The sequence below is a fragment of the Caballeronia sp. SL2Y3 genome (assembly GCF_022879575.1).
GTDB lineage: Bacteria > Pseudomonadota > Gammaproteobacteria > Burkholderiales > Burkholderiaceae > Caballeronia.
On record NZ_CP084260.1, the window covers coordinates 2,117,276 to 2,143,651 of the forward strand.

Genomic DNA, 26,376 nt, shown 5'->3' on the forward strand with positions numbered 1-26,376 from the left:
ACGACAACGGCAAGCGATCGGACGCATAGATTCCGACGCATCGACATGAACAGCCCGCGGTCGCTCATGCGCGCGTCCTGGATCGTTCCGCTGGTTTTCGGCCTGTTCTCCGTGGCTCAGGGCGCGGACGCCAACTGGGACTTGCGCAACTATCACCTGTACAACGCTTTTGCCTTTCTTCACGGAAGGCTGTCGGTCGACCTGGCTCCTGCTGGTATGCAGAGCTATTTCAATCCGCTGCTGGACGTGCCGTATTACCTGATGACGATGCATCTGCCGGCGATGCTGGTCGGCTTCATCATGGGGGTCATGCATGGTCTGAACTTCGTCCTGCTGCTCGGAATCTGCCGTCTCACGCTGGACGATCTGCCCGAGACTGCGAAGTATCGAACGCCTTTCTGGCTCGCGATCGCCGGCTGTCTGACGGCCAACTTCCTGTCTGGCATCGGCAACAGCATGGGCGACGACACGACGGCGCTTTTCAGCCTCGGCGCGCTGTACATGCTGCTGAAGGTGTGGCCGCGACTGCCGCAGTCCAGCATGCGCGTCATGGCGATGGTGGTGATCGCAGGATTCGTCTCCGGAGCAGGCGCCGGCCTCAAGCTGACGACAGCCGTGTTCTCAGTCGCGCTCTGCGTCGGACTGCTCGTCGCTCCCGTCTCGTTGCCTAGGCGAGTGTTGACCGCGTTCCTGTTCGGCGTGGGCGTCCTGGCGGGACTCGCGCTCACTGGGGGATTCTGGTTCGTGGAGATGTGGCATCGGTACGGCAATCCGCTCTATCCGCAGTTCAGTTCCATCTTTCCGAGTCCGCTCACCTCATCGGTGGCGATCGTGGATACCGTCTGGTTTCCTAAGAACGTGTGGGAATCCCTCGCGTGGCCATTCATATTTTCATTTGATCCGCGCCGTGTCGGACAAGCCCGATTGCATCAAGTGATATGGGCTTTGGCTTACGTTTGCTTCTGGTGGTGGGTGGGCGCGCGCGCACTTGGGCGGATTAGACACAAAGAGAGTCCGCCGTTGCCGTCCCGTGGCCGATACGTCATCGCGTATGTCGCAATCGGCTATGTCGTGTGGATGAAGGTCTTCAGCATTCAGCGCTACCTTGTCTCGATCGAGCTCTGTCTGCCTCTCGTTATCTATCTGATGCTTCGCCAGACGACGACCTATGAGCGAGCGACCAGGCTAGCCAAGCGAGCATTTATCGCCTGCTCCGTCCTGGTCGTGGCTGGCGGCGCGCATTCGTGGGGGCATGAACGTTGGTCGGGCAGAATGTTTTCTATCGATCTGCCTCCCCTCTCCGCTGCCGAAAGGACGACGGTCATCCTGACCGCCGGCGACCCGCCGCTGGGGTGGCTCGTGCCCCTGTTCCCCGAATCGGTCGCATTCGCCACCATCCGATCAGCTTTTCCCCAAGCGCGGCCTGCATACGACGAACGGCTTCACGCGATGGCGCGTTCGCGCGGCGGACCGGTGTATGCGCTGATCCCGGCTTATCTGGACAAAGGCGATTACGATTCCGCGCGAAACGCGCGCGAGATAGCGGACTCGAAGACTGCTCTCGCAGACTATGGCTTCGTGCTCGACGTCGGTTCTTGCAAGCTGTACGACGCCCGGATTGGAGCGGGCGTCTATCCGTATCAGTGGTGCCGCGTCGCGAGTGCGCGGTAGTTGACCGCTCGCGAAGATAAAACGCTTCGTATCGCGAGTGGGCGCGCCAATAGCGCATGGCTTTTGCGCTTCGCTGGGCCGCCGTCGAAGATCAGATGCAGCAGCTCGGCCCGGGCCTCGCTCACGAAAGTGGACGACGCCCGGCGTTCACCCATATCAGATTCGGCGAACGTCCTTCACCCGCCCATGCTCCATCTCGACGATCATATTGCAGAGGTCGTCGATGATGTCCTTGTTATGGGACGCAAGCACCAGAATGTCCGCATTACCGACGAACTTGGTCATATGTGCTTCCGCCTTCTTCACGAACGATGCATCGCCGACGCTCAGCCATTCGTCCATGAGCAGCACATCCGCATGCATGCTCGTCACGATGGCGAAAGCCAGTCGCAGCACCATCCCGCTCGAATACGTGCGAACGGGCATCTGCAGATAATCTCCGAGTTCCGAGAACTCCGCGATCTGCGGCGTCAGTCGCACCATCTCCGCCTTCGACGCGCCGAGAATGAGGCCGCGAAGCACGATGTTCTCGTAGCCGGTAGCTTCGTAGTCCAGCCCCAGCGTGAGGTCGAGCAGGCTGGTCACTCGGCCCTTCGAGCAAAACCGGCCCGTCGTCGGCTCGTAGATGCCCGCCAGCATGCGCAATAGCGTCGTCTTGCCCGCGCCATTATGGCCAACGAGGCCGACCCTATCGCCCGCCTTGATTTCCAGCGTTACATCCCGCAGCGCCTCGACAACTGTGAGCTTCCGGCTATTCGCCGCGATGCGTCCGCCAGTGGCGGCGGACAGAACCATTTGTTTCAGCGATCGGTTGCTGGCTCCATAGACCGGCAGGTTAAGGCTGCAGTTACTTAAGCTAAGAAAGGCCATGCTTTAGATCCAGAAAGCGATGCGCGAGCGGAAACGGATGAACAGCGGGATGGCGATCGCGAACAGAACCGCGATGCACGCCGCTGCCCCCTCGTACAACGACGCGTCCGGCACAGGGCCATAAAGCGGTCCGCGCACGAGTTGGATAAAAATGTACAGTGGGTTCCACTCGGCGAAATAGGCGCGGTGCCCGAGCGCGTTCGGCTTCCAAAAGATTGGCGTGAGGAAGAAGGCCAGTTGAACCACGCTCCCCACGATCGGCTGCATATCCCTGAAACGTGCGCAGAAGATTCCCAGAATGAGCGAAAGCGGAACTGCGGCGATGGCGATAAGGAGCAGGCCGGGGATGGCCATGAGCCATTCGACCTTCGGAGAGATGCTGAGATACAGCATCACCGGGATGTACGCCAATATGTTATGAGCGAAGAACAGAAAGTTGCGGTAGACACTGCGGAAGATATGCAACGTCAGCGGCAAACGCACCGACCGCACAATGCTGTCCGCGCCCGTGAAGACGATGCAACCCTCCAGAATCAACGTGGAAACGAGCCCCCACGTAATAATGCCGAGCGCGAGGTACGGCACGAAATCTTCAGTGCTGAAGTTGAGCAGCGCACCATAAAGCGGGCCCATTGCCGCAATCGTCACGGCCATCGTCAAGGTAATCCACAATGGTCCCAGGACCGAGCGGCGATAGCGTTGCCTGATGTCCTGCCAAGCCAAGGTCGACCAGATGGGAAAGGCCTTGATGCCGTCGACGAGGTCGCGCAGGGCGCGTGAGGCTCGACCCTCTACCGGCATGTTGGAAGTGTCTTGCATGTGAGCCTGTTTCCTCCTGAATGCTTAAAAGTCCGCGAGCTGCGACGAACCGCGCGTGAACACGGGGTCACCTGCCTCCAGTAGCGACGTTTCGCGGATAAGGCCACACATTGTAAGTGGGGGATGGCGGTTTCCAACGACGCCGCCAACTCAAGGCGACTGAGCGACCGTCCTATGGTTGCGCAGGTTTGCTGAAACCAAAATTCTACCTCAGTCATCCGCTCGGCCGTCCGCCAAAACCTCTGAAGCTATACTACAAGGTTTGAGCCGAATTCTTCCCGGAGCGTCCCTTATGCCGAAGGACAATGACAACACGTCGCGGTCGCAACCTAGCGGCGACATCGCAGCAACATCGGCAGAGCAGGTCGCCAGCCCGGAACGAGTCACGGCCGAAGGCGAATACATTGCTGGCGAACAAAAGGCCGCGAGTCGTCACGACCCGCAGAATGTGATTGCGGCCCAAGAGCGCACCATCGCGCGGCTCCAGGCCGATCTACAGGCCATGCGCGATTCGATGTCGTGGCGAGTGACGGCGCCGCTCAGGATCGGCGTGACTCGCATGCGGCGCTTGCAGCGGGCACTGAACTCCGTCTCACAGCATCTGCGCATGCGTGGAGGCGTCGGGCCCGCGCTGACACACTATCACGCGATTCTTCGAAGGGAGGGCTTCGACGGCGTGCGCCGCCGTGCTGTCCGCATCTTGCAACCTACTGCTGGGGACACGTCTCCCGAGGCGTACGCGGCATGGATCCGTCGCCATGACAGCATCGATGCGGCGAAACGAGCGGAACTAACGGCAGCCGTCGGCCAGTTGAAGTCCCAGCCGCTCATCTCCGTCCTCGTGCCGGTCTATAACAGCGACTTGCAACTCCTGACCGAGATGATTCAGTCAGTCCGCTCGCAGATCTACCCGCACTGGGAGCTTTGCCTTGCCGACGACGCTTCGACGAAACCGGAGATTCGCCCGTATCTGGAGCGACTCGCGTCCGAGGATGCGCGCATCAAAGTCGTGTTTCGCGAGCGCAATGGTCATATCTCCGAGGCAAGCAACAGCGCACTCGGCATTGCGACCGGAGCTTTCATCGCCCTGCTCGACCATGACGATATCTTGCCCGAGCACGCCCTGTTCATGGTCGTGAAGGCGATCAACGAGCATCCCAAGGCGCGACTCTTCTATAGCGACGAAGACAAGATCGAACTCGACGGCACGCGGAAAGCGCCTTACTTCAAAAGCGACTTCAACCAGGAGCTTTTCCTCGCGCAGAACCTTTTCTCGCATCTCGGCGTGTATGAAGCGGCACTGATCAGGCAGGTCGGCGGATTCCGGCGAGGGTTCGAGGGTAGCCAGGATCACGACCTCGCGTTGCGTTGTATCGAGGCCGCCGGAAGCGAGGCGGTTCACCACATTCCCCATGTGCTTTATCACTGGAGAGTGACGCCCGAAAGCACAGCAAGCAAGGGAGGCGCCAAGCCGTATGCGCTGGAGGCGGGGATTCGGGCGGTCAACGAACACCTGGCGCGCATCGGTATCGACGGCAAGGCGGAGCGTCAAGGGCCGGACATCGATCTGATTCGTGTTCGCTATGGCGTGCCGACGCCGGCACCGTTGCTTTCGATCATCATCCCCACGCGGGACGGCGTGGAGTTACTTCGCCAATGCATCGAGAGCATCTTCGCCAAGAGCACCTATCCGCGCTTCGAGGTGATCGTAGTCGACAACGGCAGCGTCAAGACAGAGACCTTTCAATACTTCGATAGCCTCCGCGTCCGGCCTAACGTGCGAGTGCTCAGAGACGACCGGCCCTTCAATTTTTCGGCATTGAACAACGGAGCGGTCGCGCAGGCGAATGGCGAGTTCATCTGCCTGCTGAACAACGACATCGAAGTTCTTTCGCCCGACTGGATCGAAGAGATGGTATCGCTCGCCGCTCAGCCGGGGAACGGTGCAGTCGGTGCTTGCCTCTGGTATCCCAACGACACATTGCAACATGGCGGAATCATTCTCGGCCTCGGGGGAATCGCCGGGCATATGCATTACAAAGCCCCGCGCCATGCCTTCGGATATTTCGGCCGCGCCGTGTCGACTCAGAATCTTTCAGCGGTCACCGCAGCCTGCCTTGTCATCCGCAAATCGATATACGAGGCCGTGGGTGGATTGGACGAGGAACTGGCGGTCGCATTCAACGATGTAGACTTTTGCATTCGAGTACGCGAAGCGGGCCATCGGAACGTATGGACGCCGCATGCATCGCTGTACCATCACGAGTCCGCTACGCGCGGCTCCGACATGGCGCCCGAGAAAGCCAAGCGTTTCATGAGCGAAATCGGGTGGATGGAAAGCCGTTGGGGAGAATTGCTACTGCGCGATCCGTTCTACAACCCGAATCTCACGCTGGAAACTTCCGGGCAGCCGTTCGAATTGGCAAGAGAGCCGCGGATCGGGCAATTCGAATGCTAAGTCACTCGATTTCCAGCATGCGATGATTGGTGTACTCAGTCGCTGCTAGGTATAACGACCGCGTGGCAAAAGGAACTCTACGTTGGTCAACATGAAATCGGTGACGAAATAACGATGTTTCAAGCTAATGATTTTCCGTGTGTGTGGCTCACAGGCCTTTCGGGCGCCGGCAAGTCGACGATCGCCAATGGACTGATCGCTGTCTTGCGAGAAAGCGGCCAGGCGGCGCTTCTGCTCGATGGAGACGTATTGCGTAACGGGCTGAGCCGCGACCTGTCTTTTTCTGTGCAGGATCGCGCCGAGAACGTACGGCGCGCCGCAGAGATTGCGCGCCTCGCGGCCGATGCCGGGATCGTTCCGGTGGTTGCGCTTATTTCGCCGTTGCGGTCTGAACGCGCACGCGCAAAGGACATCGTCGGCGACAGTCGCTTTATCGAAATTTTCGTCGACACGCCGTTGACATTATGTGAGGCACGCGATCCGAAGGGTCTGTACGTGCAGGCGCGCAAAGGCGCCATCAAGGAATTCACCGGAATCAGCAGCCCCTACGAAGCGCCGGAATCCCCAGACGTACATCTGTCGACTGAGGGCTCCAGCCCCGATCAGTGCGTTCAAGCGATCATGAACCACCTGGCTCGCCGCACCCGCAAAAACTAGCGCTGAATCAAGCGGTCTGATTCACCGGATCCGCTTGGCGGTTCTCCTCGACTCTTGCCTGCGTATCCGCGACGACGTCATGCAAACCGGCGGCGTCGTCTTGTGAGACTGACGTTTCGCCGGTCGTCCCGTAGAAGTTTGCCGTCGCGAGCAATCGATAGTCGTCTGCGAATCGCTTCTGGATCAGATCCACGAGGTACGGGTCGCGGAAGCTCTCGGGCGACGGATATTGACCGCAAACCATCTTGAAGCCGACGAAGGCTTCCCCAGGCACGTCGAATACGTCTTCCCCAATGTTGAGTTGTGAATGCGTCGCATGCGGCGCGAAGTTCCGCAGCTCGATGGATCGAAGCAAAGGATGCATCTTCCATTGGTCTTCGAGTCGGCGCATCTCGAGGACGACGGTGGGTTGCTCACCGCCAAGGAACGACGACTGGCTGCGCCAGTGCATATCCAGTTGTTCGTCCGGAAAGGACGCGAGGTGCACCACGAATTCGCGGAAAGTGATGGAAGTGCGCCAATCCGGACGTTGGCGCTTTCTTTGCGCGCGCCATACGTAATCGAGCAGTTCGTGAACGAACAACTCTTCCGCAAGTATGTCCGTCAGTTTGTTCAGATACGCGGAAACCGCGCGCTCGAAAGGATCGCGCAACACTGCGATGCACGGCCAGTCTTTCGCCCCTTCTTGTGCGGCTTCGAAGCGGGCACCGAACTGATGCGGATGCGCCCCATTAATGACTGAATGCCCGAGGCTATTCATAACCGTCGAACACGCGTTTTTGGGGATGCGGATGAACCTGAGCTTGTGCTCGGGAAAGTAGAGGATAGTCATTGCCGATAGCCTTCGCGTTTTTACTAATGCGAGTCTACATAATCGGCGGCTTTCCTGCTTTATCAGATATTACGAAAGGGCCCATTCGCTTGGCCCATCCGTCGCGGATGCCGCGCGCGGACATTCGCACGTGGCGAGAACCGTCCGGGATAAAAAATGCGTAAATGAGCAATCTGAAAGGAAGTTTGACCGCTTCGGTCGTCTTCCATGTCAAAGGTACGTCTCGACGGCGAAGGAGGTAGATTGCGTTACGAAACAAATAGTAATGGCGAAGCGGAGAATGCATTGGATAGTTTCGCCCGAGGACACGAACCGGCGCCTCCCCCAATTCATGAACCATTCTCACCCAGGGCAGCCCCAATAACCGGTACCCTCGCGTACGGGCGCGCATGCACCATTCCGTGTCGACGAAATCAATAAAGAGACCGTCGTCCATTGGACCGATCTCATCCCACAGCCGCAGATTAATGCACGATCCGGAGCTTATTAAAAAATCGACATCGATTGGCGAATTACCGGCCGGCTCTACGCGCTGGAGCCTGAAATAACCAAAGCGAACGAAGGGCGCAACTCCGCGCAGGCGTGGATCTTCGTAAGCTGGGCCGACAAGCGCCACTTTGGCGTCGAGACGACGCGATGCATCCAGCGCGCGGTACAACTCGTCGATCAGTGACTCGGTGACGGAACTGTCCTGGTCAAACAGAATCGCCGCGTCGTGACCACGCTTTTGTAATTCCGCGACGCCCTGATTGATCGCCGTCGCAATGCCGACGTTTGCACCGTTGGCCACATAGACGACGCCGGAGTGCAGCTTGGCTGCCACGTCGCCGTTCAGATCGGACAAGGGCGTGTTGTCGACGACGACGCACTCGCACCATTGCGCGATAGCATTGGCGCGTGCGATGCATTCGGAGTCGGGGTGATAGAAGACGACGACCGCGCCGCAGTGGGCGATCATCGCTGGCTTATGCAGAGCGTGAGGGCCTCCCGCCAGTCCTGTGGCACCGTGCCGAAGGTCGCGCGCAGCTTCGAGGTATCTAGCCGGGAGTTAGCAGGACGCACCGCGCGAGCGGGATATTCCGCGCTTGTGATGGGGCGCAGGCGCGCCTTATCGAGGTTCGCCAACTCGAAGATTGCCTGCGCGAAGCCGAACCACGACGTCTCGCCCGCCGCAGCGAAATGGTATAAGCCGGCGTGTTCGTCGCCCCATTCGGGACGCGAGAGTGCTTGAGCCAACACCTGGCTTGTCATTGCAGCAATCGTCGACGCGCATGTCGGCGCGCCAATCTGATCGGATACGATCGAGAGCTCGTCGCGTTCGGTCGCGAGGCGCAGCATCGTTGTGAGGAAGTTCTGGCCGCGATTGCTGTATACCCAGCTCGTACGGAAGATCAGATGGCGACACCCGCTCGCCGCGACTGCCTGCTCCCCTTCCAGCTTGGTGCGTCCGTAGACGTTCTGCGGATTGGGCTCATCCTCTTCCGTATAGGCGCCTGCCTTCCGGCCGTCGAAGACATAATCGGTCGAAAACTGAACCAGCAGCGCGCCGAGTTTTTTTGCCTCTTCGGCCATGACCGCCGGCGCGTGTGCATTGACGTCGGCCGCCGTCGCCGTTTCCAGTTCGGCTTTGTCGACGGCTGTATACGCTGCCGGATTGACGATCACCGCCGGGCGGAACTCGCTCACAACTTGACGAATGCTGTCAGGGTCGGACAGATCCATTACCGATCGGTCGGCAGCGACAATCCGCCCCAATCCTTGCAGCGAACGCAGCAGCTCGAAGCCGAGCTGGCCGCGCACGCCGGTCACCAGAATCACCCTATCCGAAGACGCCATTCTCTCGATCCCACAATCTAGTCTTTCACAGTTCGCATTCACTGGACACGCGGTAGCAGAACGCTACAGCCGCCTTGACCGCTTGGTCTCAGAGCGGTGACACGACGAAAGGCGGCATTTCTCCGCCTTCGCGCGCCAGCTTGAGGAAGAGGTCAGCGGTTTCCAGCGCCTCGCGGATAGTTACGTCCATGTCGAGGTAACGGTAAGTACCCAGCCGCCCGATGAAAGTGACATTTCTCTCCGAAGCGGCCAGCTCGACGTATTGACCCAGAATCTTCTGCTCTTCGACGAGACGGATCGGGTAGTACGGTGTTTCGTCCGGCTGGCAGAGGCTGCTGTACTCCTTGAACGCGATTGTCTTGTCGTGCTGTTCCCAGGGCGCGAAATGTTTGTGCTCCGAGATTCGAGTGTAAGGAACGCTCTCTTCCGGGTAGCTCATCACCGCACAGCCTTGATAGTCGCCTACATCCCGAATCGGTTCAAACTTCAGCGTGCGGTAGCCCAAGCGCCCGAACTTGTGTTCGAACCAGCTATCCAGCGGGCCGCTGAAGAAAACGTGGTCACTGGCGGCCGCATCACTGCGGGAGAACTTCGTGTTCAATTGAACGGTTATGTTGTCGTGCTTCAGAATGCCTTCGACGATGTGCGTATAACCGTTCTTTGGAATGCCCTGGTATTTGTGATTGAAGTAGTTGTCGTCGTAATTGAAGCGCACAGGCAGCCGCTTGAGCACCGATGCGGGCAGCTCGCTCGGCGGCAGGCCCCATTGCTTGATAGGGTAGCCGCGGAAGAAGGCGTGATAGAGTTCCTCGCCGAGAAATTTGAGCGCCTGTTGCTCGAAGCTGACCGCAACGTCGATCGACTTGTCCGCTTTCTCGGCGATAAACGCTTCAGCTTCGCGAGGACTCAGCGTCTTCGAAAAGAACTGGTTGATCGTGTGAAGGTTAATTGGCAGGCCATACACCGCGCCCCCCGTCGTCGCCTTCACCCGCGTGATGTACGGCATCATCTCGTCGTACCGCTGGATGTACGCCCACACACGCTCGTTGTCGGTGTGAAAAATGTGCGGCCCATGCATGTGCACGTTAACGCCAGTCTCTTCGTCTCGCTCAGTGTGGCAATTGCCTGCAACGTGATCGCGCGATTCGAGCACGGTCACGCGGAAACCCTGCTCCGCCAACTCGCGCGCTATGACGGCGCCCGAAAAGCCCGCACCTACAATTAGAATATTCCGTGTCATTTCTCGCCTCCTGCGATCACAAACGCTTCTCGAGCGCGACGGCCGTATTCCACAGACGGCGCCGCATGAATCCGGGCATGGAGCGCCAGATTCGCGATGCCATCCAGCGAGTCGCCGTGGTCTTCCTTGCGGAAGTCGCCGTCTTCGGGCCAGCATTAACCATGCGCGCCAATACGCGTTCATACCACGGCGTCAGGCGAAGGTAGTACCAGTAGTAATGCGCGAAGAAGGAGTCGAAGTTATCCCACGGCTTCTGTCCGCCCGCATAGTGAATGATAGAGGGCGCCTGAATGGAGCGTTCGTACTCTCGATTCAGGGCATCCGGCAATACACCGCCGAGTTCGGCCGGCAGGCTGACGCAATTCCAGTTGGAACTCAGGTACTTCACGTCACGCGCAAGGTGTTTGTTGAGCACGTCCTGGTCCAGAAACCAGTAACGCCTGTTGCGAAGATCCGCGATCATCTTCTCGCTCATGTTCAGAGCGCGCAGCTTTTCGAGGTCGAACAGGATGACGCCTGCCTGGAAGTAGTTGCCGTGATCATCGCCGAGCCCGAGATAGTCCGACAAGTACTTCATGCTCGGCTTGCCGCCGAGCGTGGCGATGGAAGGAACGCCCTGAACCACGAACGCCCGCATGATGAGGTCGCGTACCGCCGCGATGGATTTCCCTCCGAGGTCGGTATCGAACACCTTGCTCACGTCGTCGAGCACGACGACATCGGTATCGAGAAACAGCAATCGCGGCCGGTCGAGCACGATGTCCGGCAGCGCGAGGCGGTAGAACGTGGCGCGCGTGAAGTACATGTGCGCTTCGATGTCGAGAAACTGCATCGACATATCGATGAACGAGATCCGCGCGTGCGGGTGCAGCCGCTCCAGCATGCGCAGGCCGTGCCGGTCATCGTCAGTGATACCGCCGTCAAGAATAAGAAAATCGATGAACCGGGAACGGCTCGCATTCGAAAAGACGGACGCGATGAGTGCCGCCATATGCGACACGTAATTGTGATCAGTCGCCGCGACAATCGACACAAGCGGCAAATCGGACTGCGGTACTGGCGGACAAAGCGCATACGGCTTCGTGTCTCGCACAAATACGCGACGCAGGTACCGCACCTTCAGCGTCGGACGGGTGCGCAAGACATGCGTGGCGAAAACGCCCATCATGCGTTCCGCAATGTAGCCTATCGCCCGGCACTCTGACGCGTCGTAGCCCGTCGTATCGATTTTCCCTTCCAGTTCCGAGAGAATCTTGAAGAGCCACTGCGAATACTCTTCGAATATCTCCCGTCTGAAGACGAACATATTGGTGAAGAATCCGGCTTCTGAATTCATCACCGTCTTGAAGTCCGGGTAAAACTCCGGACACGTCGCGTTAATGATCTCGCCCGCGCGCTCGAGATCCTCGATATGGTGTGCCGGCGCCGACTTGTAATGCTCGTAAATGGTCCTGCTGCCGGACGGCGAAACGTTCCAAGGCTCCGGCAAGATCATGTCGTAACCTTCGACGCATTCGCGGATCGCATCGTCATTCAGACCATAGCGATCAAGCATCTCCTTCGTGAATCGCTCTTCAACCACCACGCCGGCTGCATCCACGACGCGATTCTTCAATTCGGGATAAAAATCGAACAGACGGCGGTAGTGCATGAATCCGACGTAGTCGGATGTCTTGTCGTTCTTCCAGACCCAATACTGCCCGGTCAGTTCGCAATATGCCGGATTCTTGGCCGACATGTTGTCGCCCGCGTCATCCCCCAGCATGGGCAGACGGTGCTTCGCTATGGCGCGCCCCGTCTGAATGGGCACCAGGGATTCGGTCTCCAGCAGATGTGCCGAATTGAAATAGTTGATATAGATCGAGATTTTCATTGTTGCTTCAGAAGAACGTCGGCACTGACTGCCGTGCCGCCGGCACCGCAGGATCTAGTTATTAGGTTCAGCGACTCTGCAAGACTTGCGTCTGCTTTCTGGCCCATTCCAGCGTGCGGCCAATGCCCTCCGTGATGGAAACCTTCGGAGACCATCCCAGGCGCTGCTTCGCTTTCGAAATATCCAGGACATTGATGGGCTGATCGACCTTGCGCGACGGCGTGTAGTTGACCTGGAAGTCGAGGCCACACTCGTTCTTGAGCAGATCAACGATTTGCGCGAGGCTAAGACCAACACCGGAACCGATGTTGAAGACGTCGTTGCGCGCTTCGCTCGTGGCGGCTATCCCGATCGCTCTGATCACATCGGCGATATACACATAATCCCGCACCACGGAACCGTCACCCCATATCTCCAGCGGGGCGTTCGAGAGTATCTTGCCGATGAAATTCGCAATCACGCCCTGATTGGCGTGCAGGCGCTGCCCGACGCCATAGGGATTCGCAAGGCGAATGACGTTGTATTCGAGGTCGTGGAGCTTTTGATACAGCGACAGATAATGCTCGACGGTCTTTTTGACGATACCGTAAGAGCACGAGGGAGCGCCGTGCATGTCCTCGGTGATCGGGACGGAGTGCGGGCCGCCGTAGACGGTTCCGCCCGAGGAAAGGTACACGATGCGCCCCACGCCAGATTGGCGCATGGCTTCGAGCAATTGGATGGTCCCGATGAGGTTCGTCTCGATGTCGAACGTCACCTTGTCGTTCGAGTTCGCCGGGCCGACACTCGATGCCAGATGGAAACAGACATCGACATCGACGAGGGAGTTCTGCATCACGACGGGATCGAAATACTTGCCGTAGATCGTCGTGACGTTCTCGGGTGGAAGCGGAATACAGGGCACCGCTCCCTCGATATCGACGATCTTGACGTGCCAGCCCTCAGAGACCAGATAGTTAGCCAGATGAGAGCCGATGAAGCCGAATCCGCCCGTAATGAGTGCGTTCATCTCAAGTTCCGTTTGCGCGCCTTATGGTCTGCCGCGTCGGCACGCTGTCAAAGTTCACTGCTCCCTGTTCTCATCGAAGACCAGGATCCCCGTCGAAAGACGGCCGGGTGGCTCCGCATGCCGCTTCTGTGCGCGGTCGGTGAGCATGGTAAATGCCTCAGCCAAACAGGTCAGTCGAAGACTTCGGCATCCAGGAACGCTTTGCCGGCTGCATCCTTGGCCGCGAGCATCGGCTCGAAGTCGATGGGCCACTCGATGCCGATAGTCGGATCGTCCCAGCGAATGCAGCGCTCGTGCTCGGGATACCAGAAATCCGTTGTCTTGTAGAGAAATTCCGCGGCTTCCGTGAGTACGACGAACCCATGTGCGAAGCCAGGCGGAACCCACAATTGACGATGATTCTCGGCGCTGAGTCGTACTCCTGTCCATTTCCCAAAGCTTGGGGAACTGCGGCGAATGTCGACAGCAACGTCGAATACCTCTCCTTCGACTACCCGGACTAGTTTGCCTTGGGGATGCTTTATCTGGAAGTGCATGCCGCGCAACACTCCACGCGCCGACCGCGAGTGATTGTCTTGCACGAACGTCACGCCGGGCTGGACATGCTCCGCGAACTCGCGGGCATTGAAGCTCTCGTAAAAGAAGCCGCGCGCGTCGCCGAACACTGCCGGTTCGACGATTTTGACATCCGGCAGCGACGTGGCGCTTACTGTGATGGTCATGCGACTTTGTCGGTAGAGAGGTTTCGAAGGTATTGACCGTAAGCGTTCTTCGCCAGCGGGGCCGCCAGCGCAAGTAACTGCTCCGTAGTGATCCAGTTGGATCGATAAGCAATTTCTTCTGGACACGCGACGACGAGTCCCTGACGCTTTTGCAGCGTCGCGATGAAGGTTGCCGCTTCGATCAGTGAATCATGCGTGCCCGTATCGAGCCACGCATAGCCACGTCCCATGATCTCGACGTCTAGTTTCTGCTCTTCCAGATAGCGCAGATTGACGTCTGTTATTTCGAGTTCGCCTCGCGGCGAGGGTTTGATATCCGACGCAATGTCGCAAACCTTGTTGTCGTAGAAATACAAGCCCGTTACTGCGTAATTCGAGCGCGGCTTCGCCGGCTTCTCTTCGATCGAAAGCGCGCGAAACTGCTCGTCGAATTCGACGACGCCGTAGCGTTCCGGATCATGCACGTGATATGCAAATACCGTTGCACCGTCTGTCCGCGCATCGGCGCTCGCCAGCTGCTTGGCGAGATCGTGACCATAGAAAATGTTGTCGCCCAAAATGAGCGCGGAAGGATCGTTGCCCACGAATTCCTTGCCGATGATAAACGCCTGCGCCAGCCCGTCAGGCGAAGGCTGCACGGCATACTGGATATTCATGCCCCACTGGCTGCCATCGCCGAGCATCGACTCGAAGCGGGGCGTATCCTGCGGAGTCGAGATGACGAGCACGTCCCGAATGCCCGCAATCATCAACGTCGACAGCGGGTAATAAATCATCGGCTTGTCGTACACGGGCAGCAGTTGCTTCGATACCGCATGCGTGATCGGATAGAGCCGCGTGCCGGAACCGCCGGCGAGAATAATGCCTTTGCGCGCCATGCCTGCTCCTTATGCCCGCTGCGCGTAATTCGTCTCGACCCACTTCCGGTATTCGCCGGAAGCGACTTCGTCGGCCCACGCCTGGTTGTCGAGATACCACTGAACGGTCTTCGCGAGACCCGTTTCGAACGTTTCTGCCGGCTTCCAGCCGAGTTCGCGTTCGAGCTTGCGCGCGTCGATCGCGTAACGGCGGTCGTGTCCCGGGCGATCCGTCACATACGTGATCTGATCGCGATACGAACCGCTTGCCTTGGGTTTCTTCTCGTCGAGCAGATCGCAAAGGGTGTGCACGACTTGGAGATTCTTCTTCTCGTTCCAGCCGCCGACGTTATACGTCTCGCCCGGCTTGCCTTTGGCCAACACCTCGCGGATGGCCGCGCAGTGGTCGCCGACATAAAGCCAGTCGCGTACGTTCTGCCCGTCGCCGTACACCGGCAGCGGCTTGCCCGCGAGCGCATTTGCAATCATCAACGGGATCAGCTTTTCAGGGAACTGATACGGGCCGTAGTTGTTCGAGCAATTGGTCGTGAGAACCGGCAAGCCGTACGTGTGGTGATACGCCCGCACCAGATGGTCGGAACCCGCTTTGGTCGCGGAATACGGACTGTTCGGCGCGTAAGGCGTGGTTTCGGAGAACTGCGGATCCGTTGCTGACAGCGAACCGAAGACCTCGTCCGTCGAAACGTGCAGGAAGCGAAACGCCTCTTTCTCCGATTCGGGGAGCGCGTTCCAATACATGCGCACAGCTTCGAGCAGCGTGAAAGTGCCGACGACGTTCGTCTGCACGAAGTCTGCCGGCCCGTGGATGGAACGATCCACATGACTTTCGGCCGCGAAGTGAACGATGGCGCGCGGCTTGTGCTTCGCGAGTAGTTCGTCCATTGCGGTGCGGTCGCAGATGTCGGCACGCACGAACACGTGACGGGCGTCGTCTTTCAGCGATTTCAAGGTGCCGAGATTCCCGGCGTACGTCAACTTGTCGACGTTGAGTACCGGTTCGTCAGAGCCTTCGAGCCAATCCAGGACAAAATTGGCGCCGATGAAACCGGCGCCGCCCGTCGTAAGAATCATAAATACCCTTTGGCTGCTTTCAGTTTGTTGACTGACAGCACACGCGAATATGTGAAAAAAATGCGCATGAGGCGCAAACGCGACGCGCCTTACCGGCATGTGTGACCGACTCACAAGGCAAGGCAGACGTCTGGCAAGCCGCCATTATAAGGCCAGCGAATGCAAAAACTACATGGCTAACAACTTGATACAGCTAGGATTCGCCTCCGGAACGCGTCAAAACAGCGGTGCGGCGACAGGGTTCAACGCGCGCTTCATAATGTCCAGGACTACCAGCACACAGACTGTTCTTTGCGCGTCGTTCCTGCGATGCCACCCTACTGATGACCGATACACCGACACTGCCCGCGACTCATCGCCTTCCGTATTCCGCCCCCCTCGTCTTCGGCGACCTCCAAGGCTGCTGCGACCCGTTCCAGCGCCTGCTGAAGAAAGCCGCGCCCGAGCCCGACACCCCGCTCTGGTTCGCGGGCGATCTCATCAACCGCGGCCCGAAGTCGCTCGAAACGTTGCGCGAAGTCATCGCGCTGGGTTCGCGCGCGACCGTCGTGCTCGGCAATCACGATCTGAATCTGCTGTCCGTCGCCGCCGGCCTGCGCAAGCCGAAAAAAGGCGACACGCTCGAGGACATTCTCGCCGCGCCGGATTGCGCCGACCTCATCGAATGGGTGCGGCACAAGCCGGTCGGGCATTTCGAGGACGGCGCGCTGATGGTTCACGCGGGCGTGTTGCCGCAGTGGGACGTCACGATGACGCTAGAACTCGCGCACGAGCTTGAAACCGCATTGCGCGCGCCGAACTGGAAAGAGACACTGGCCGAACTCTACGGCAACGAGCCGCATCGCTGGGAAGATTCCCTGACGGGCATGGACCGGCTGCGCGTGATCTACAACGCGCTCACGCGCATCCGCTTCTGCACGGCCGAAGGCGCGATGGAGTTCGCCGGCAACGGCGGCCCGGACACCGCGCCGCCCGGCTACATGCCCTGGTTCGACGTCCCTGGCCGCCGAACGCAGGACGTGACCATCGTCTTCGGACACTGGGCCGCGCTCGGCCTCATGATCCGCGACGACGTCCTCTGCCTGGACTCGGGCTGCGTGTGGGGCAACAAGCTCTCGGCGGTGCGGCTGACGAAAGACCCCGCACAGCGCGTCGTCACGCAGGTGAGTTGCGCGATGAAGAAGTGATCGGCGGGACCGGCGGCGCTTCCATGACAACGGCCGGCGCGCTCCGCATCCGGTCCAGCGCCGCCTGAACCGCCGCTTGCGCTTCGCTCGCGAGCAGCCGCCGATCCGCGCCCGGCGCGAGCGCATCGCACACGTAGAGATGCGCGGTGATCGGCCCGCCGCGCAAGAGCGCATCGAGCGAATCGCTGAGCGACATATCGCCGATATACGCGGGCGCGGTCGTCTGCATGCCGCGCGCGTCCTCGTACATCAGGCAGATGGGCTGCACGGAACTCGACGCCGACACCGCCGCCTGAAACATGTTCGCGTGGAACGGCAGCAGCGAAACGCCGTCGCTCGTCGTGCCTTCGGGAAACACACACATCATCTCGCCCGCGACGAGCCGGTCCGCCAGCTCATGCATGATGCGCTTCGCGTCGCTGCGCTTCTCGCGCTGCACGAACACGGTGCCCAGCTGTTGCGCGAGCCAGCCGACCACCGGCCACTGGCGAATCTCGGCTTTCGATACGAACGGCGTCGGCCGCCATGCGTTGATCACGTAAATATCGATCCACGACACATGGTTGCCGACGACGAGCACGCCTGCATCGAGCCGCGCTTCGTCGTTATGCACGACGAGCTTCATGCCCGCGAGCCGCAGCATCTTGAGCGACCACGCGCGGTTCATCGCCATGCGTTCGCTTGCGGTCGCGCCGGGAAAGCGCCGCGCCACGATCCATGCGCCGTGCAGCAGATGAGCAGCGAGGCGCAGCTTGCGCAACATCAACTTCATGAATCAGCGGCTTTCGTAAGCGAGGTGTCCGCCGACGATGGTCGCGCGCACGCGAGCCGGCAGTTCATAACCCAAGAACGGTGAATTGCGGCCCTGGCTCTTCAGCTTGCGCGGATCGACACGCCATGAAGCACCCGCATCGAACACGCAAATGTCCGCGAGCGCGCCCACGGCGATGCGCCCCGCCGGCAGCTTCAGCACATCTGCCGGCGCGGACGTGATGCGCGCGAGCGCCTTCGCGAGCGGCAGGTTTGCTTCGCGCGCCCACTTCACCGTCAGCGAGAGCAGCAGTTCGAGACCGGTCGCGCCCGGCGTCGCTTCGGCGAACGGCAGCAGCTTCTCGTCGTCGTCGAGCGGCGTGTGATCTGAGCAGATCGCGTCGATCGTGCCGTCGTCGAGACCCGCGCGAATCGCTTCGCGGTCGCGTTGCTGGCGCAGCGGCGGATCGAGCCGGAACTGCGAATCGAAATAGCCGATGTCGACATCCGTCAAATGGACGTGGTTGATCGTGACGTCGCACGTGACGGCGAGGCCTTCGGCTTTGGCCGCGCGCACGAGCGCCACGCCCGCCGCCGACGACACGTGCGACAGATGCACGCGCGCGCCCGTCACGCGCATCAGTTCGAAAATGGTATGCAGCGCGATGGTTTCCGCCGACACCGGCACGCCTGACAAGCCGAGCCGCGACGCCACCGCGCCGCTTGCCGCCACGCCGCCCTTCGCCATGAATGCGTCCTGCGGGCGCAGCCACACCGTATAGCCGTAAGTCGTCGCGTATTGCAGCGCGCGCAGCAGCGTGCGGGTATCGACAATCGGGTTGTCCGCCTGCGAGAAGCCGATGCAGCCGGCCTCCGTCAGTTCCACCATCTCGGTGATGCTCTCGCCCTTCAGCCCGACGGTCAGCGCGCCGAGCGGATACATATGCGCCTGATGCAGCTTCTGCGCGCGAAACTTGAGCATTTCGACGAGGCCCGGCTCGTCGAGCGTCGGATCAGTGTCGGGCGGGCAGACGAGGCTCGTCACGCCGCCCGCCATCGCGGCGGCCATTTCGGATTCGAGCGTCGCCTTGTGTTCGAAGCCCGGCTCGCGCAGACGCGCCGACAGGTCGACGAAGCCCGGCGCGATATGCAAGCCGTTCGCGTCGATGATCTTGGCCGCGCTGAAATCGGCGGGTGCTTCGCCAATCGCGACGATGCGTCCGGCCGCGATGAATACGTCGTTGCGCGTTTCGGTGCCTGCCGCCGGATCGATGATGGTGCCGCCTTGAATCTGGATCTTCATGTCGTTTTAATTAGTCGCTCTTGCCGGCCACAATGCCCATCACCGCCATGCGCACGGCGATGCCGAAGGTCACCTGATTCAGGATCACCGACTGCGGCCCGTCGGCCACTTGCGAATCGATTTCCACGCCACGGTTCATCGGGCCGGGGTGCATCACGATGGCATCCGGCGCGGCGAGCGCAAGACGCTCGGGCGTGAGGCCCCAGCTCTTGAAGTACTCCTGCGCGGACGGCAGAAGCGCGCCGCTCATGCGCTCGTTCTGCAGCCGCAGCATGATGATGACGTCCACGCCCTTCAGACCTTCGTCCAGGTTGTGGTAGACGTGCACGCCCATCTGATCGAGGTTGCTCGGCAACAGCGTGCGCGGGCCGATGGCGCGCACTTCCGGCACGCCCAACGTCGTAAGCGCATGAATGTCCGAGCGCGCGACGCGTGAATGCAGGATGTCGCCGACAATCGCCACGCGCAGCTTCGTGAAGTCGCGCTTGTAGTGGCGAATGGTGTACATGTCGAGCAGGCCCTGCGTCGGATGCGCATGACGGCCATCGCCCGCGTTGATCACGTGCACGTGCGGCGCGCAATGCTCGGCGATCAGATACGGCGCGCCACTCGACGCATGACGTACGACGAACATGTCGGCGTGCATCGCGGAGAGATTGTTGATGGTGTCGAGCAGCGACTCGCCCTTGCTCGTCGACGACGCGTTGATGTTCAGATTCAGCACGTCCGCCGACAGGCGCTTGGCCGCGATCTCGAACGTGGTGCGCGTGCGCGTCGAGTTCTCGAAGAACAGGTTGAACACAGACTTGCCGCGTAGAAGCGGCACCTTCTTGACTTCGCGATCCGTGACGCTCACGAACTGCTCGGCGGTATCGAGAATATGCGCGACGATGCTGCGCGGCAGGCCCTCGATGGTCAGCAAGTGCTTCAGCTCGCCGTTTTTCGTGAGCTGCGGGTTGCCTTTGAGAAAGCCGTAGCGGAAGGTGTCGCTGGTCGTGTCAGCTTGCTGCGCGCCCGGTTCGGCTGCGCTCTGCGTGGCGGTGTTCATGGTGATCCAGGCGTTGCTTTGAAAAGAGGCTTGCTGCTTGGGCGTGAGACGCGTGCCGCTTAAGCGTCAGTGCGTGCGCGGCTCGGTCGTGAAGCCGAAGGTGCCGTCGTCGCGGCGCGCGAGCACGAGGTCTTCGTTCGCCGCGACGTCCACCATGCCGCCGGTGAAGCGCGCCGCAATCGGCATTTCGCGTCCGCCGCGGTCGGCGAGCACGGCGAAATCAATCGAAGCGGGACGGCCGTAATCGTAGAGTTCGTTGATCGCCGCGCGCACCGTGCGGCCGGTGGAGAGCACGTCGTCGATCAGCAGAATGCGGCGGCCCTCGACGGCGAACGGCAAGGAAGTCGGGCTCGCCTGACTATGCAGGCCCTTTTTCGCGTAGTCGTCGCGATGCAGCGCCACGTTCACCACGCCGAAATGCGGCGCGCCCAGGTCTTTCGCGAGCCGCTCGGCCAGCCACGCGCCGCCGCTGTAGATGCCCGCGAGCGCCACGCCGTCTGCTGCCGCGAGCGACGCGCCGTAAGCCGTGCGGATCTGTTCGACGAGCGCGCGATACAGCGCCTCTGCGTCAATGGAACTCATGATCGTCGGGAAGTCCGTCGAGATATTGTTGGAGGATGACGCGGGCGGCTTCGGCGTCGATGCCGTCGAAGCGGCCGCGCGCATTCGGGCGCACGCCGCGCTCGCGCAAGTCGGCTTTCGCGTCGACGGACGAATATCGCTCGTCCACCCACTGCACCGGCACGTTGAAACGGCCGTTCACCTGATTGCCGAAGCGTTTCGCAAGCGCGCTCATTTCGTGCGGCGTGCCGTCCGGATGCATCGGCATGCCGACCACCACGGCGTCCGGCTTCCACTCCTGCAAGAGCTTGCCCACTTCCTGAAAGCGATAGTCACGGTCGCGGTTTTCGAGCACGGCGAGCGCGCGAGCGTTGCGCGTCAACGTATTGCCGACGGCGACACCGATGCGCTTTTCGCCATAATCGAATGCCAGCAGCGTGGCTTCGCGGCTCATGCGTGCCCTGCTTCGCCGGAAAGCATGGAGCGCGACACGCCGAGCAGCGACAGCGCCGCCTCAAGCCGATCCTCGGCGGGCACGTCGAAAATGATGCGCGAATCTGCTTCGACCGTGAGCCAGCCGTTCTTCGAGATTTCTTCTTCGAGCTGCCCCGCGCCCCAGCCCGCGTGGCCGAGCGTCAGCAGGAAACGCTCGGGGCCCTTGCCGCTCGCGACCGCTTCCAGCACGTCTTTCGACGTGGTCATGGCAAGGCCGCCGGGCACGCTCATGGACGAGCTATACGGTTCGCCCTCGCCCGCTTCGTGCAGGACAAAGCCGCGCTCCGTCTGCACCGGACCGCCGTAATACACGGGCAAGTGAACGAGCGGCTCGATTTCGAGCTTGAGGTCGATGCGGTTGAAAAGCGATTGCAGGTCGATGTCGGTCGGCCTGTTGATGACGAGACCCAGCGCACCGCGATCGGTGTGATCGCAAAGGTAGACCACCGTTCCGGAAAACGTCGGATCGACCATGGAGGGCATGGCGATCAGGAACTGGTTCGTCAAATTGATGCGATCGGAAGTCTTGGACATAATTCAGGATTTTAACAAAGGCGCTGCGAGATGGCCGACTTCGATGTGGGGCTGGTCTGGTTTCGGCGGGACCTGCGCGCGGCAGACAATGCTGCACTCTATCATGCGCTTACACGGTGCCGTCGCGTGCTGTGCGCGTTCGTTTTCGACCGCGAAATCCTCGCTCCGCTGGCTAAAAACGATCGTCGCGTGCCCTTTATTCATGCGAGCGTGGTCGAGCTCGATCGCACGCTGCGGGCGGCCGGCGGCGCGCTACTGGTGCGGCACGCCATGCCGCTCGACGCGATTCCCGCGCTCGCCCGCGAGTGCGGCGCGAACGCCGTGTTCGTGAACCGCGACTACGAGCCGTCCGCGAAGGCGCGCGACGAAGCGGTCGCGCAAAAACTCGCGGGCGCGGGCGTCGCGTTTTTCGAGTTCAAGGATCAGGCGATCTTCGACCGCGACGACGTGCTGACGGGCAGCGCCAAGCCGTACACCGTGTTCACGCCGTACAAGCGCAAGTGGCTCGAAACGCTCACGCCCGACGCGTTGCAGCCTTATGCGTCCGAAGACAATCTTCACGCGCTCGGCAAGCCGCCCGCGCAGGCGGATCAGGGCATTCCGTCGCTCGCCGCGCTCGGTTTCGCCGATGCAGAAGGCCCCAAGTTCCCGGCCGGCACGGTCGGCGCGTACGCGCTTTTCGACGACTTCCGCAACCGCATGGGCGATTACGACCGCACGCGCGATTTCCCGGCGGTCAAAGGCCCGAGCTACATGGGCGTGCATCTGCGGCACGGCACGGTGTCGATCCGCGCGCTCGCCCGCGTCGCGCACGACGCGCAGCGCCACGGCGACCGCGGCGCGCAGACGTGGCTTTCGGAGCTCATCTGGCGGGACTTCTACTTTGCGGTGCTGCACCACTTCCCGCGCGTGGGCATGCCGGGCGACCATCGCGCGTTCAAGCCGGAATACGACCGCATTCAATGGGAAACGGGCGAGGCGGCCGATGCGGACTTCGCCGCGTGGTGCGCCGGGCAGACCGGCTATCCGCTCGTGGATGCCGCCATGCGGCAACTCAACACCTCCGGCTACATGCACAACCGGCTGCGCATGGTGACGGCGAGTTTCCTGACGAAGGATCTCGGCATCGACTGGCGGCGCGGCGAGGCGTATTTCGAGGCGCAGCTGAACGACTTCGAGCTTTCGTCGAATAGCGGCGGCTGGCAGTGGGCCGCGTCCAGCGGATGCGACGCGCAGCCGTACTTCCGCATCTTCAATCCGTTCACGCAGTCGCAGAAGTTCGATGCCGCTGGCAAGTTCATCCGCCACTATGTGCCGGAACTGGCGGCGCTCTCCGACCGCGACATTCATGCGCCGTGGCTCGCGAAGCCCGACGCGCTGAAGGCCGCGAAAATCGCGTTGGGCGCGGATTATCCGCCGCCGATCGTCGATCACGACGCCGCGCGCAAGCGGACACTGCTGCGTTACGACGTCGTGCGCGGGCCGGCCAAACGGGCGGCGCCCCCCGACGAGAACGACGACGACGCTATCGCGTGACGGCCGGAGGACGCTCGATCATTGCGGTCAGCGCGGCAATCGACGCGCGTCCTTCCGACGGCGCGATTCCCGCCGCCGCCTGATGCAGCATCGAACGCAGCGTCTGCGCGGCGCGCTCGGGGATGGAGGCGTCGAGGCCGCGGGCATCGCTCTCGGCCGCGCCTTCGCCCTGATGCGCGACGCGCCGCCACGCGAGACCGAGCGTATCGGCGAGCAGCGAGACGTGCCCGAGCCCGAGCGCGCATGCCGCCGCGCCCAGCCGATGCGACGCGTTCGCCGCGTGCAGCGCGGCGGCGGAATCGACGGTGCCGGTCTCGCTTGCCTGCGTGCCGCGCTCGACGAGCCCTTCGATCGACGCCTCCGCGCTTTGCAGAAAGTCTTCGTAGGCCGCTGCGTTCACGCGCAGTACGCCGAGATCCCGCGTGACGGCCTCGCGCGTGCTTTCTTCGCTCGCCTGCGCCGCGCCCTGTTCCCACGCGGCTTCGGACGCGGGCGTCGCCGCCACGTGCCACGCCACGGTGAGGCCGTAGTCGCGCAAAACGTCGACGTGTTCGGCGTCTTCAGGCGTCGCGCCGTAGAGCGCGAAGTCGCGCCACAGCAGCGCGAGCGTCGCGCGCACCAGCGAACGCGGCGCGAAGCTCGACGCGTGCGCCTGATCCGCCAGCACGAGGTTGAAACGGGCGTAGAGGCGCTTGGCGTCCGCGTAGCTGGACAAGTCGGCATGACGGCCAGCCCGCTCGCGCAGCGCCCGCACCGTAGAGGACGCGAGCCGCCAGAAGTCGTACGGATCGGGCCCGGTGAGCTCGGCGAGACAGGCATCGAGCCGCGAGAAGGTGTCGTCGATGTCAGCTTGCGGCTGGTCGGCGCCCGCGCGCAGCAACGCGAGCAGCGCCGCCTCGTAGTGCGCCCGGACCCGCGCGAGCCTTTCCGGCGCGACGCCGCGCAGCGTCGACGGCGCAATGGCGCGCCCGGCGAGCGCGAGGTCATCGTAGGAAACCGGCGCGATGCGCGTATGCACGGCCAGAAGCGCGTGCAGCCCGCGATAGTGATCGAAAAGTTCCGTCGAACACGACAGTTCGCGCAGGTTATGGCGCTCGACGGCCGCGCGGAACGCGGACATGGCGAGCGCGATGCGGTCGTGCGTGCCCTCCGATTCGTCGCCGAGCGGCGCGACGAGCGCCAGCGCCTCGGCGAAACGTTGCGCGGGCAGCCATCCGGCCGAATGCAGCGCAGCAATCGCGCGCTTGAGCGCAGGCGCGATCTCGCCCTGCCGCTGGAACGCGTGCATGGCGTCCGTGAGCGCCATTTCGGCGAGCCGGACTGAGCCGCCGCGCGGGTTCGGCAAGGCTTCGATCGGAACGGGAAGGTCGGGACGAGATGTCATAACGGGCGCTCACAAGCCAGAAACGCGCGTGGCGACGCCGCCTCGACGCGCGGTTGAACTGCATTATCGACGAGCGCGGCGGTGAAGCGCCGCCGAGCCTGTCGTGCTCCAAGCGTATGCCTTTACGAGTGCAGACGGGAACGAATGTTCCAGCCGGATCGTCGCGCAGGCGCACAACGAAGCTCGTCTGCGACGCCTGCACGAAACGCGGGTCGCAAAAAACACGCGCCGCATGGCGTGAGCCATGCGGCGCGGTAGAGCATGCGGATCAGATCTGGACCATCTCGAAATCTTCCTTGCGGGCTCCGCATTCGGGACAGGTCCAGTTGATCGGAACGTCCTCCCAGCGGGTACCCGGCGCGATGCCCTCTTCCGGCAATCCCGCCTCTTCGTCGTAGATCCAGCCGCAGATCAGGCACATCCAGCTTCTGTATTCCATACTTATGCCGCGTCGATTGGTCGATTGAAATTAGGCCATGATGGTACCGTGTTGCCGGGTGGATGCCTAGCAAGGCGCTGGCCCGACGTGCATCCCCACATAGCGGGACGCGCGCGCCCCGCTTCGCAAAAAGGTGCGCAAAGACCGCAGACGGGCGGCAATAGGACGCATAATCGAACCGTGTCCGGGCGCGTGCGCGTCTTTTTCGCGTTCGCTGCAACTGAATCGTCTCACTCGTGCAATCCAAACCAAAAATGTCCGCTCTTGCCATGACCGGCGACTCTCCACCGATCGTTCTGACTTTCGGGCTCTCGGACCCCACGGGCGGCTCCGGCTTGCAAGCCGATTTGCTCACGCTCGCCAGCATGGGCTGCCACGGCGCAACGGTTCTTACCGGCTACGCCGTGCGCGATTCCGCAACATGCGATGAAGTCAACGGCATCGACCCGGACGCGGTCGCCGCTCAGGCGCGCATGTTGCTGGAAGACATGCCGATCGCCGCGTTCAAGATCGGCGCGGCCACGCGGGCGGAAGTGGTCTCCGCGATCGCGGAAGTGGTGTCCGACTACGACGACGTTCCGCTGATCCTCGCGCCCGACTTCACGCTCGACGACGAACACGTGCTGTCCGCCGACGAGCTGCGCGAATCGCTCGCCGACCTGCTCGTGCCGCAGACGACCATGCTGATCGCCGATCACGCGACGCTTCTGCAGCTTGCGCAGCCGGACAGCGACGCCGAAGCGCCGACGCTCGATTCCGCGATTTCGCACATTCTCGCGCAGGGCTGCGAGTACGTGCTGGCGATGGAAACGGGCACGCATCGGCATGTGAACACGCTGTACAGCGAGGAAGGACAGGTGCGGCAGGATTTGTGGGATCGCGGGCTGCATCGCGTGATGGGGCTCACCGACACGCTCGGCGCCGCCGTTGCCGCGCTGCTCGCGAACGGCCAGGAGCCCGCCGAGGCCGCGCGCGAGGCGCAGGAGTACGTGTTTCAGGCGGCGCGCGCCGCGTTTCGTCCGGGCATGGGCGCGTATCTGCCGGATCGCTTTTTCTGGGCGCGTTCGAACGATGCGGACGACGAAACCGACGCCGCTTCGGTGCCGGACGATTCGGCCGGATTGCCCGGAGAAGCCCGGCACTAGACGAAATCGCGCGCCGACGATGCAGTGAACGAAGCGACACGAACGGAGTTCGGAGACC

General features: G+C 61.5%; 26 protein-coding genes. 7 read left to right on the top strand and 19 right to left on the bottom strand.

Features of this window, described 5'->3' with window-relative positions; genetic code table 11:
* Positions 1-45 precede the first annotated feature (45 nt).
* On the top strand, positions 46-1,671 hold the full coding sequence (locus LDZ26_RS09955) for a hypothetical protein (RefSeq protein WP_244847091.1): 1,626 nt from the start codon (positions 46-48) through the stop codon (positions 1,669-1,671).
* A gap of 156 nt (positions 1,672-1,827) precedes the next feature.
* On the opposite strand, the gene LDZ26_RS09960 is transcribed toward LDZ26_RS09955, so the two are convergent.
* Together LDZ26_RS09960 and LDZ26_RS09965 are read right to left on the bottom strand one after the other, a co-directional pair.
* Entirely contained in the window at positions 1,828-2,541 is a 714-nt protein-coding gene (locus tag LDZ26_RS09960) for an ABC transporter ATP-binding protein (RefSeq protein ID WP_244847092.1), read from the bottom strand.
* Between the two features lie 3 nt (positions 2,542-2,544).
* Positions 2,545-3,360, bottom strand: coding sequence for an ABC transporter permease (locus LDZ26_RS09965; protein WP_244847093.1), 816 nt, complete (start codon positions 3,358-3,360; stop codon positions 2,545-2,547).
* Positions 3,361-3,874: 514 nt separating this feature from the next.
* Between LDZ26_RS09965 and LDZ26_RS09970 the strand changes: the two genes are divergently transcribed.
* Positions 3,875-5,818, top strand: a complete 1,944-nt coding sequence (locus tag LDZ26_RS09970) for a glycosyltransferase (protein WP_370650673.1) — start codon at positions 3,875-3,877, stop codon at positions 5,816-5,818.
* 114 nt (positions 5,819-5,932) lie between these two features.
* The gene (cysC, locus tag LDZ26_RS09975; RefSeq protein WP_244847096.1) at positions 5,933-6,475 is read left to right on the top strand and encodes an adenylyl-sulfate kinase; all 543 of its coding nucleotides are present in this window, start codon (positions 5,933-5,935) and stop codon (positions 6,473-6,475) included.
* A gap of 7 nt (positions 6,476-6,482) precedes the next feature.
* On the opposite strand, the gene LDZ26_RS09980 is transcribed toward cysC, so the two are convergent.
* From LDZ26_RS09980 to rfbB, 9 genes are all read right to left on the bottom strand, one after another.
* Positions 6,483-7,307, bottom strand: coding sequence for a sulfotransferase family 2 domain-containing protein (locus LDZ26_RS09980; protein ID WP_244847098.1), 825 nt, complete (start codon positions 7,305-7,307; stop codon positions 6,483-6,485).
* Between the two features lie 34 nt (positions 7,308-7,341).
* Positions 7,342-8,265 carry a glycosyltransferase family 2 protein gene (locus LDZ26_RS09985; RefSeq protein ID WP_244847099.1) on the bottom strand — a complete coding sequence of 308 codons (924 nt, stop codon included), beginning with the start codon at positions 8,263-8,265 and terminating at the stop codon, positions 7,342-7,344.
* Positions 8,262-9,143: a dTDP-4-dehydrorhamnose reductase gene (rfbD, locus tag LDZ26_RS09990; RefSeq protein WP_244847101.1), complete on the bottom strand. Its 882-nt coding sequence runs from the start codon at positions 9,141-9,143 to the stop codon at positions 8,262-8,264. The genes LDZ26_RS09985 and rfbD overlap by 4 nt, the downstream gene beginning before the upstream one ends.
* An 88-nt stretch (positions 9,144-9,231) precedes the next feature.
* Positions 9,232-10,383 (bottom strand): UDP-galactopyranose mutase, encoded by a 1,152-nt coding sequence (glf, locus tag LDZ26_RS09995; protein ID WP_244847103.1) that lies wholly within the window; start codon positions 10,381-10,383, stop codon positions 9,232-9,234.
* Between the two features lie 16 nt (positions 10,384-10,399).
* Positions 10,400-12,256 carry a DUF4422 domain-containing protein gene (locus LDZ26_RS10000; RefSeq protein WP_244847105.1) on the bottom strand — a complete coding sequence of 619 codons (1,857 nt, stop codon included), beginning with the start codon at positions 12,254-12,256 and terminating at the stop codon, positions 10,400-10,402.
* A gap of 67 nt (positions 12,257-12,323) precedes the next feature.
* On the bottom strand, positions 12,324-13,265 hold the full coding sequence (locus LDZ26_RS10005) for an NAD-dependent epimerase/dehydratase family protein (RefSeq protein ID WP_244847107.1): 942 nt from the start codon (positions 13,263-13,265) through the stop codon (positions 12,324-12,326).
* A gap of 170 nt (positions 13,266-13,435) precedes the next feature.
* Positions 13,436-13,987, bottom strand: coding sequence for a dTDP-4-dehydrorhamnose 3,5-epimerase (gene rfbC / locus LDZ26_RS10010; RefSeq protein ID WP_244794191.1), 552 nt, complete (start codon positions 13,985-13,987; stop codon positions 13,436-13,438).
* Positions 13,984-14,865, bottom strand: coding sequence for a glucose-1-phosphate thymidylyltransferase RfbA (gene rfbA, locus LDZ26_RS10015; protein ID WP_244847110.1), 882 nt, complete (start codon positions 14,863-14,865; stop codon positions 13,984-13,986). Before rfbA ends, rfbC begins: the two co-directional genes overlap by 4 nt.
* Positions 14,866-14,874: 9 nt before the next feature.
* On the bottom strand, positions 14,875-15,888 hold the full coding sequence (gene rfbB, locus LDZ26_RS10020; protein WP_244849148.1) for a dTDP-glucose 4,6-dehydratase: 1,014 nt from the start codon (positions 15,886-15,888) through the stop codon (positions 14,875-14,877).
* Here rfbB and LDZ26_RS10025 point away from each other — a divergent pair.
* Positions 15,784-16,041 carry a hypothetical protein gene (locus LDZ26_RS10025; protein WP_244849184.1) on the top strand — a complete coding sequence of 86 codons (258 nt, stop codon included), beginning with the start codon at positions 15,784-15,786 and terminating at the stop codon, positions 16,039-16,041. The genes rfbB and LDZ26_RS10025 overlap by 105 nt on opposite strands.
* Positions 16,042-16,259: 218 nt before the next feature.
* Positions 16,260-17,123, top strand: a complete 864-nt coding sequence (locus tag LDZ26_RS10030; protein ID WP_244847112.1) for a symmetrical bis(5'-nucleosyl)-tetraphosphatase — start codon at positions 16,260-16,262, stop codon at positions 17,121-17,123.
* On the opposite strand, the gene LDZ26_RS10035 is transcribed toward LDZ26_RS10030, so the two are convergent.
* The 6 genes from LDZ26_RS10035 to LDZ26_RS10060 all read right to left on the bottom strand — a co-directional run bounded on the left by LDZ26_RS10035 (position 17,092) and on the right by LDZ26_RS10060 (position 21,814).
* The gene (locus LDZ26_RS10035) at positions 17,092-17,895 is read right to left on the bottom strand and encodes a 1-acyl-sn-glycerol-3-phosphate acyltransferase (RefSeq protein WP_244847113.1); all 804 of its coding nucleotides are present in this window, start codon (positions 17,893-17,895) and stop codon (positions 17,092-17,094) included. The genes LDZ26_RS10030 and LDZ26_RS10035 overlap by 32 nt on opposite strands.
* A gap of 3 nt (positions 17,896-17,898) precedes the next feature.
* Positions 17,899-19,176 carry a dihydroorotase gene (locus tag LDZ26_RS10040; RefSeq protein WP_244847114.1) on the bottom strand — a complete coding sequence of 426 codons (1,278 nt, stop codon included), beginning with the start codon at positions 19,174-19,176 and terminating at the stop codon, positions 17,899-17,901.
* A gap of 10 nt (positions 19,177-19,186) precedes the next feature.
* Entirely contained in the window at positions 19,187-20,224 is a 1,038-nt protein-coding gene (locus LDZ26_RS10045) for an aspartate carbamoyltransferase catalytic subunit (protein ID WP_244847115.1), read from the bottom strand.
* 66 nt (positions 20,225-20,290) lie between these two features.
* On the bottom strand, positions 20,291-20,806 hold the full coding sequence (pyrR, locus tag LDZ26_RS10050; RefSeq protein ID WP_244847116.1) for a bifunctional pyr operon transcriptional regulator/uracil phosphoribosyltransferase PyrR: 516 nt from the start codon (positions 20,804-20,806) through the stop codon (positions 20,291-20,293).
* Positions 20,793-21,239, bottom strand: coding sequence for a Holliday junction resolvase RuvX (gene ruvX, locus LDZ26_RS10055; RefSeq protein ID WP_175944790.1), 447 nt, complete (start codon positions 21,237-21,239; stop codon positions 20,793-20,795). The genes pyrR and ruvX overlap by 14 nt, the downstream gene beginning before the upstream one ends.
* The gene (locus LDZ26_RS10060; RefSeq protein ID WP_175944792.1) at positions 21,236-21,814 is read right to left on the bottom strand and encodes a YqgE/AlgH family protein; all 579 of its coding nucleotides are present in this window, start codon (positions 21,812-21,814) and stop codon (positions 21,236-21,238) included. The genes ruvX and LDZ26_RS10060 overlap by 4 nt, the downstream gene beginning before the upstream one ends.
* A 30-nt stretch (positions 21,815-21,844) precedes the next feature.
* On the opposite strand from LDZ26_RS10060, the gene LDZ26_RS10065 reads away from it, so the two are divergent.
* Positions 21,845-23,350, top strand: coding sequence for a deoxyribodipyrimidine photo-lyase (locus LDZ26_RS10065; RefSeq protein WP_244847117.1), 1,506 nt, complete (start codon positions 21,845-21,847; stop codon positions 23,348-23,350).
* Here the strand turns inward: LDZ26_RS10065 and LDZ26_RS10070 are convergent.
* Positions 23,340-24,734, bottom strand: coding sequence for a hypothetical protein (locus tag LDZ26_RS10070; RefSeq protein ID WP_244847118.1), 1,395 nt, complete (start codon positions 24,732-24,734; stop codon positions 23,340-23,342). The genes LDZ26_RS10065 and LDZ26_RS10070 overlap by 11 nt on opposite strands.
* Before the next feature lie 268 nt (positions 24,735-25,002).
* Positions 25,003-25,173 carry a rubredoxin gene (locus LDZ26_RS10075; RefSeq protein WP_025527884.1) on the bottom strand — a complete coding sequence of 57 codons (171 nt, stop codon included), beginning with the start codon at positions 25,171-25,173 and terminating at the stop codon, positions 25,003-25,005.
* Positions 25,174-25,442: 269 nt separating this feature from the next.
* On the opposite strand from LDZ26_RS10075, the gene LDZ26_RS10080 reads away from it, so the two are divergent.
* A complete protein-coding gene (locus LDZ26_RS10080) occupies positions 25,443-26,318 on the top strand; it encodes a hydroxymethylpyrimidine/phosphomethylpyrimidine kinase (RefSeq protein WP_244849149.1) in 876 nt (291 codons plus the stop codon).
* The last annotated feature ends 58 nt before the right edge of the window (positions 26,319-26,376 follow it).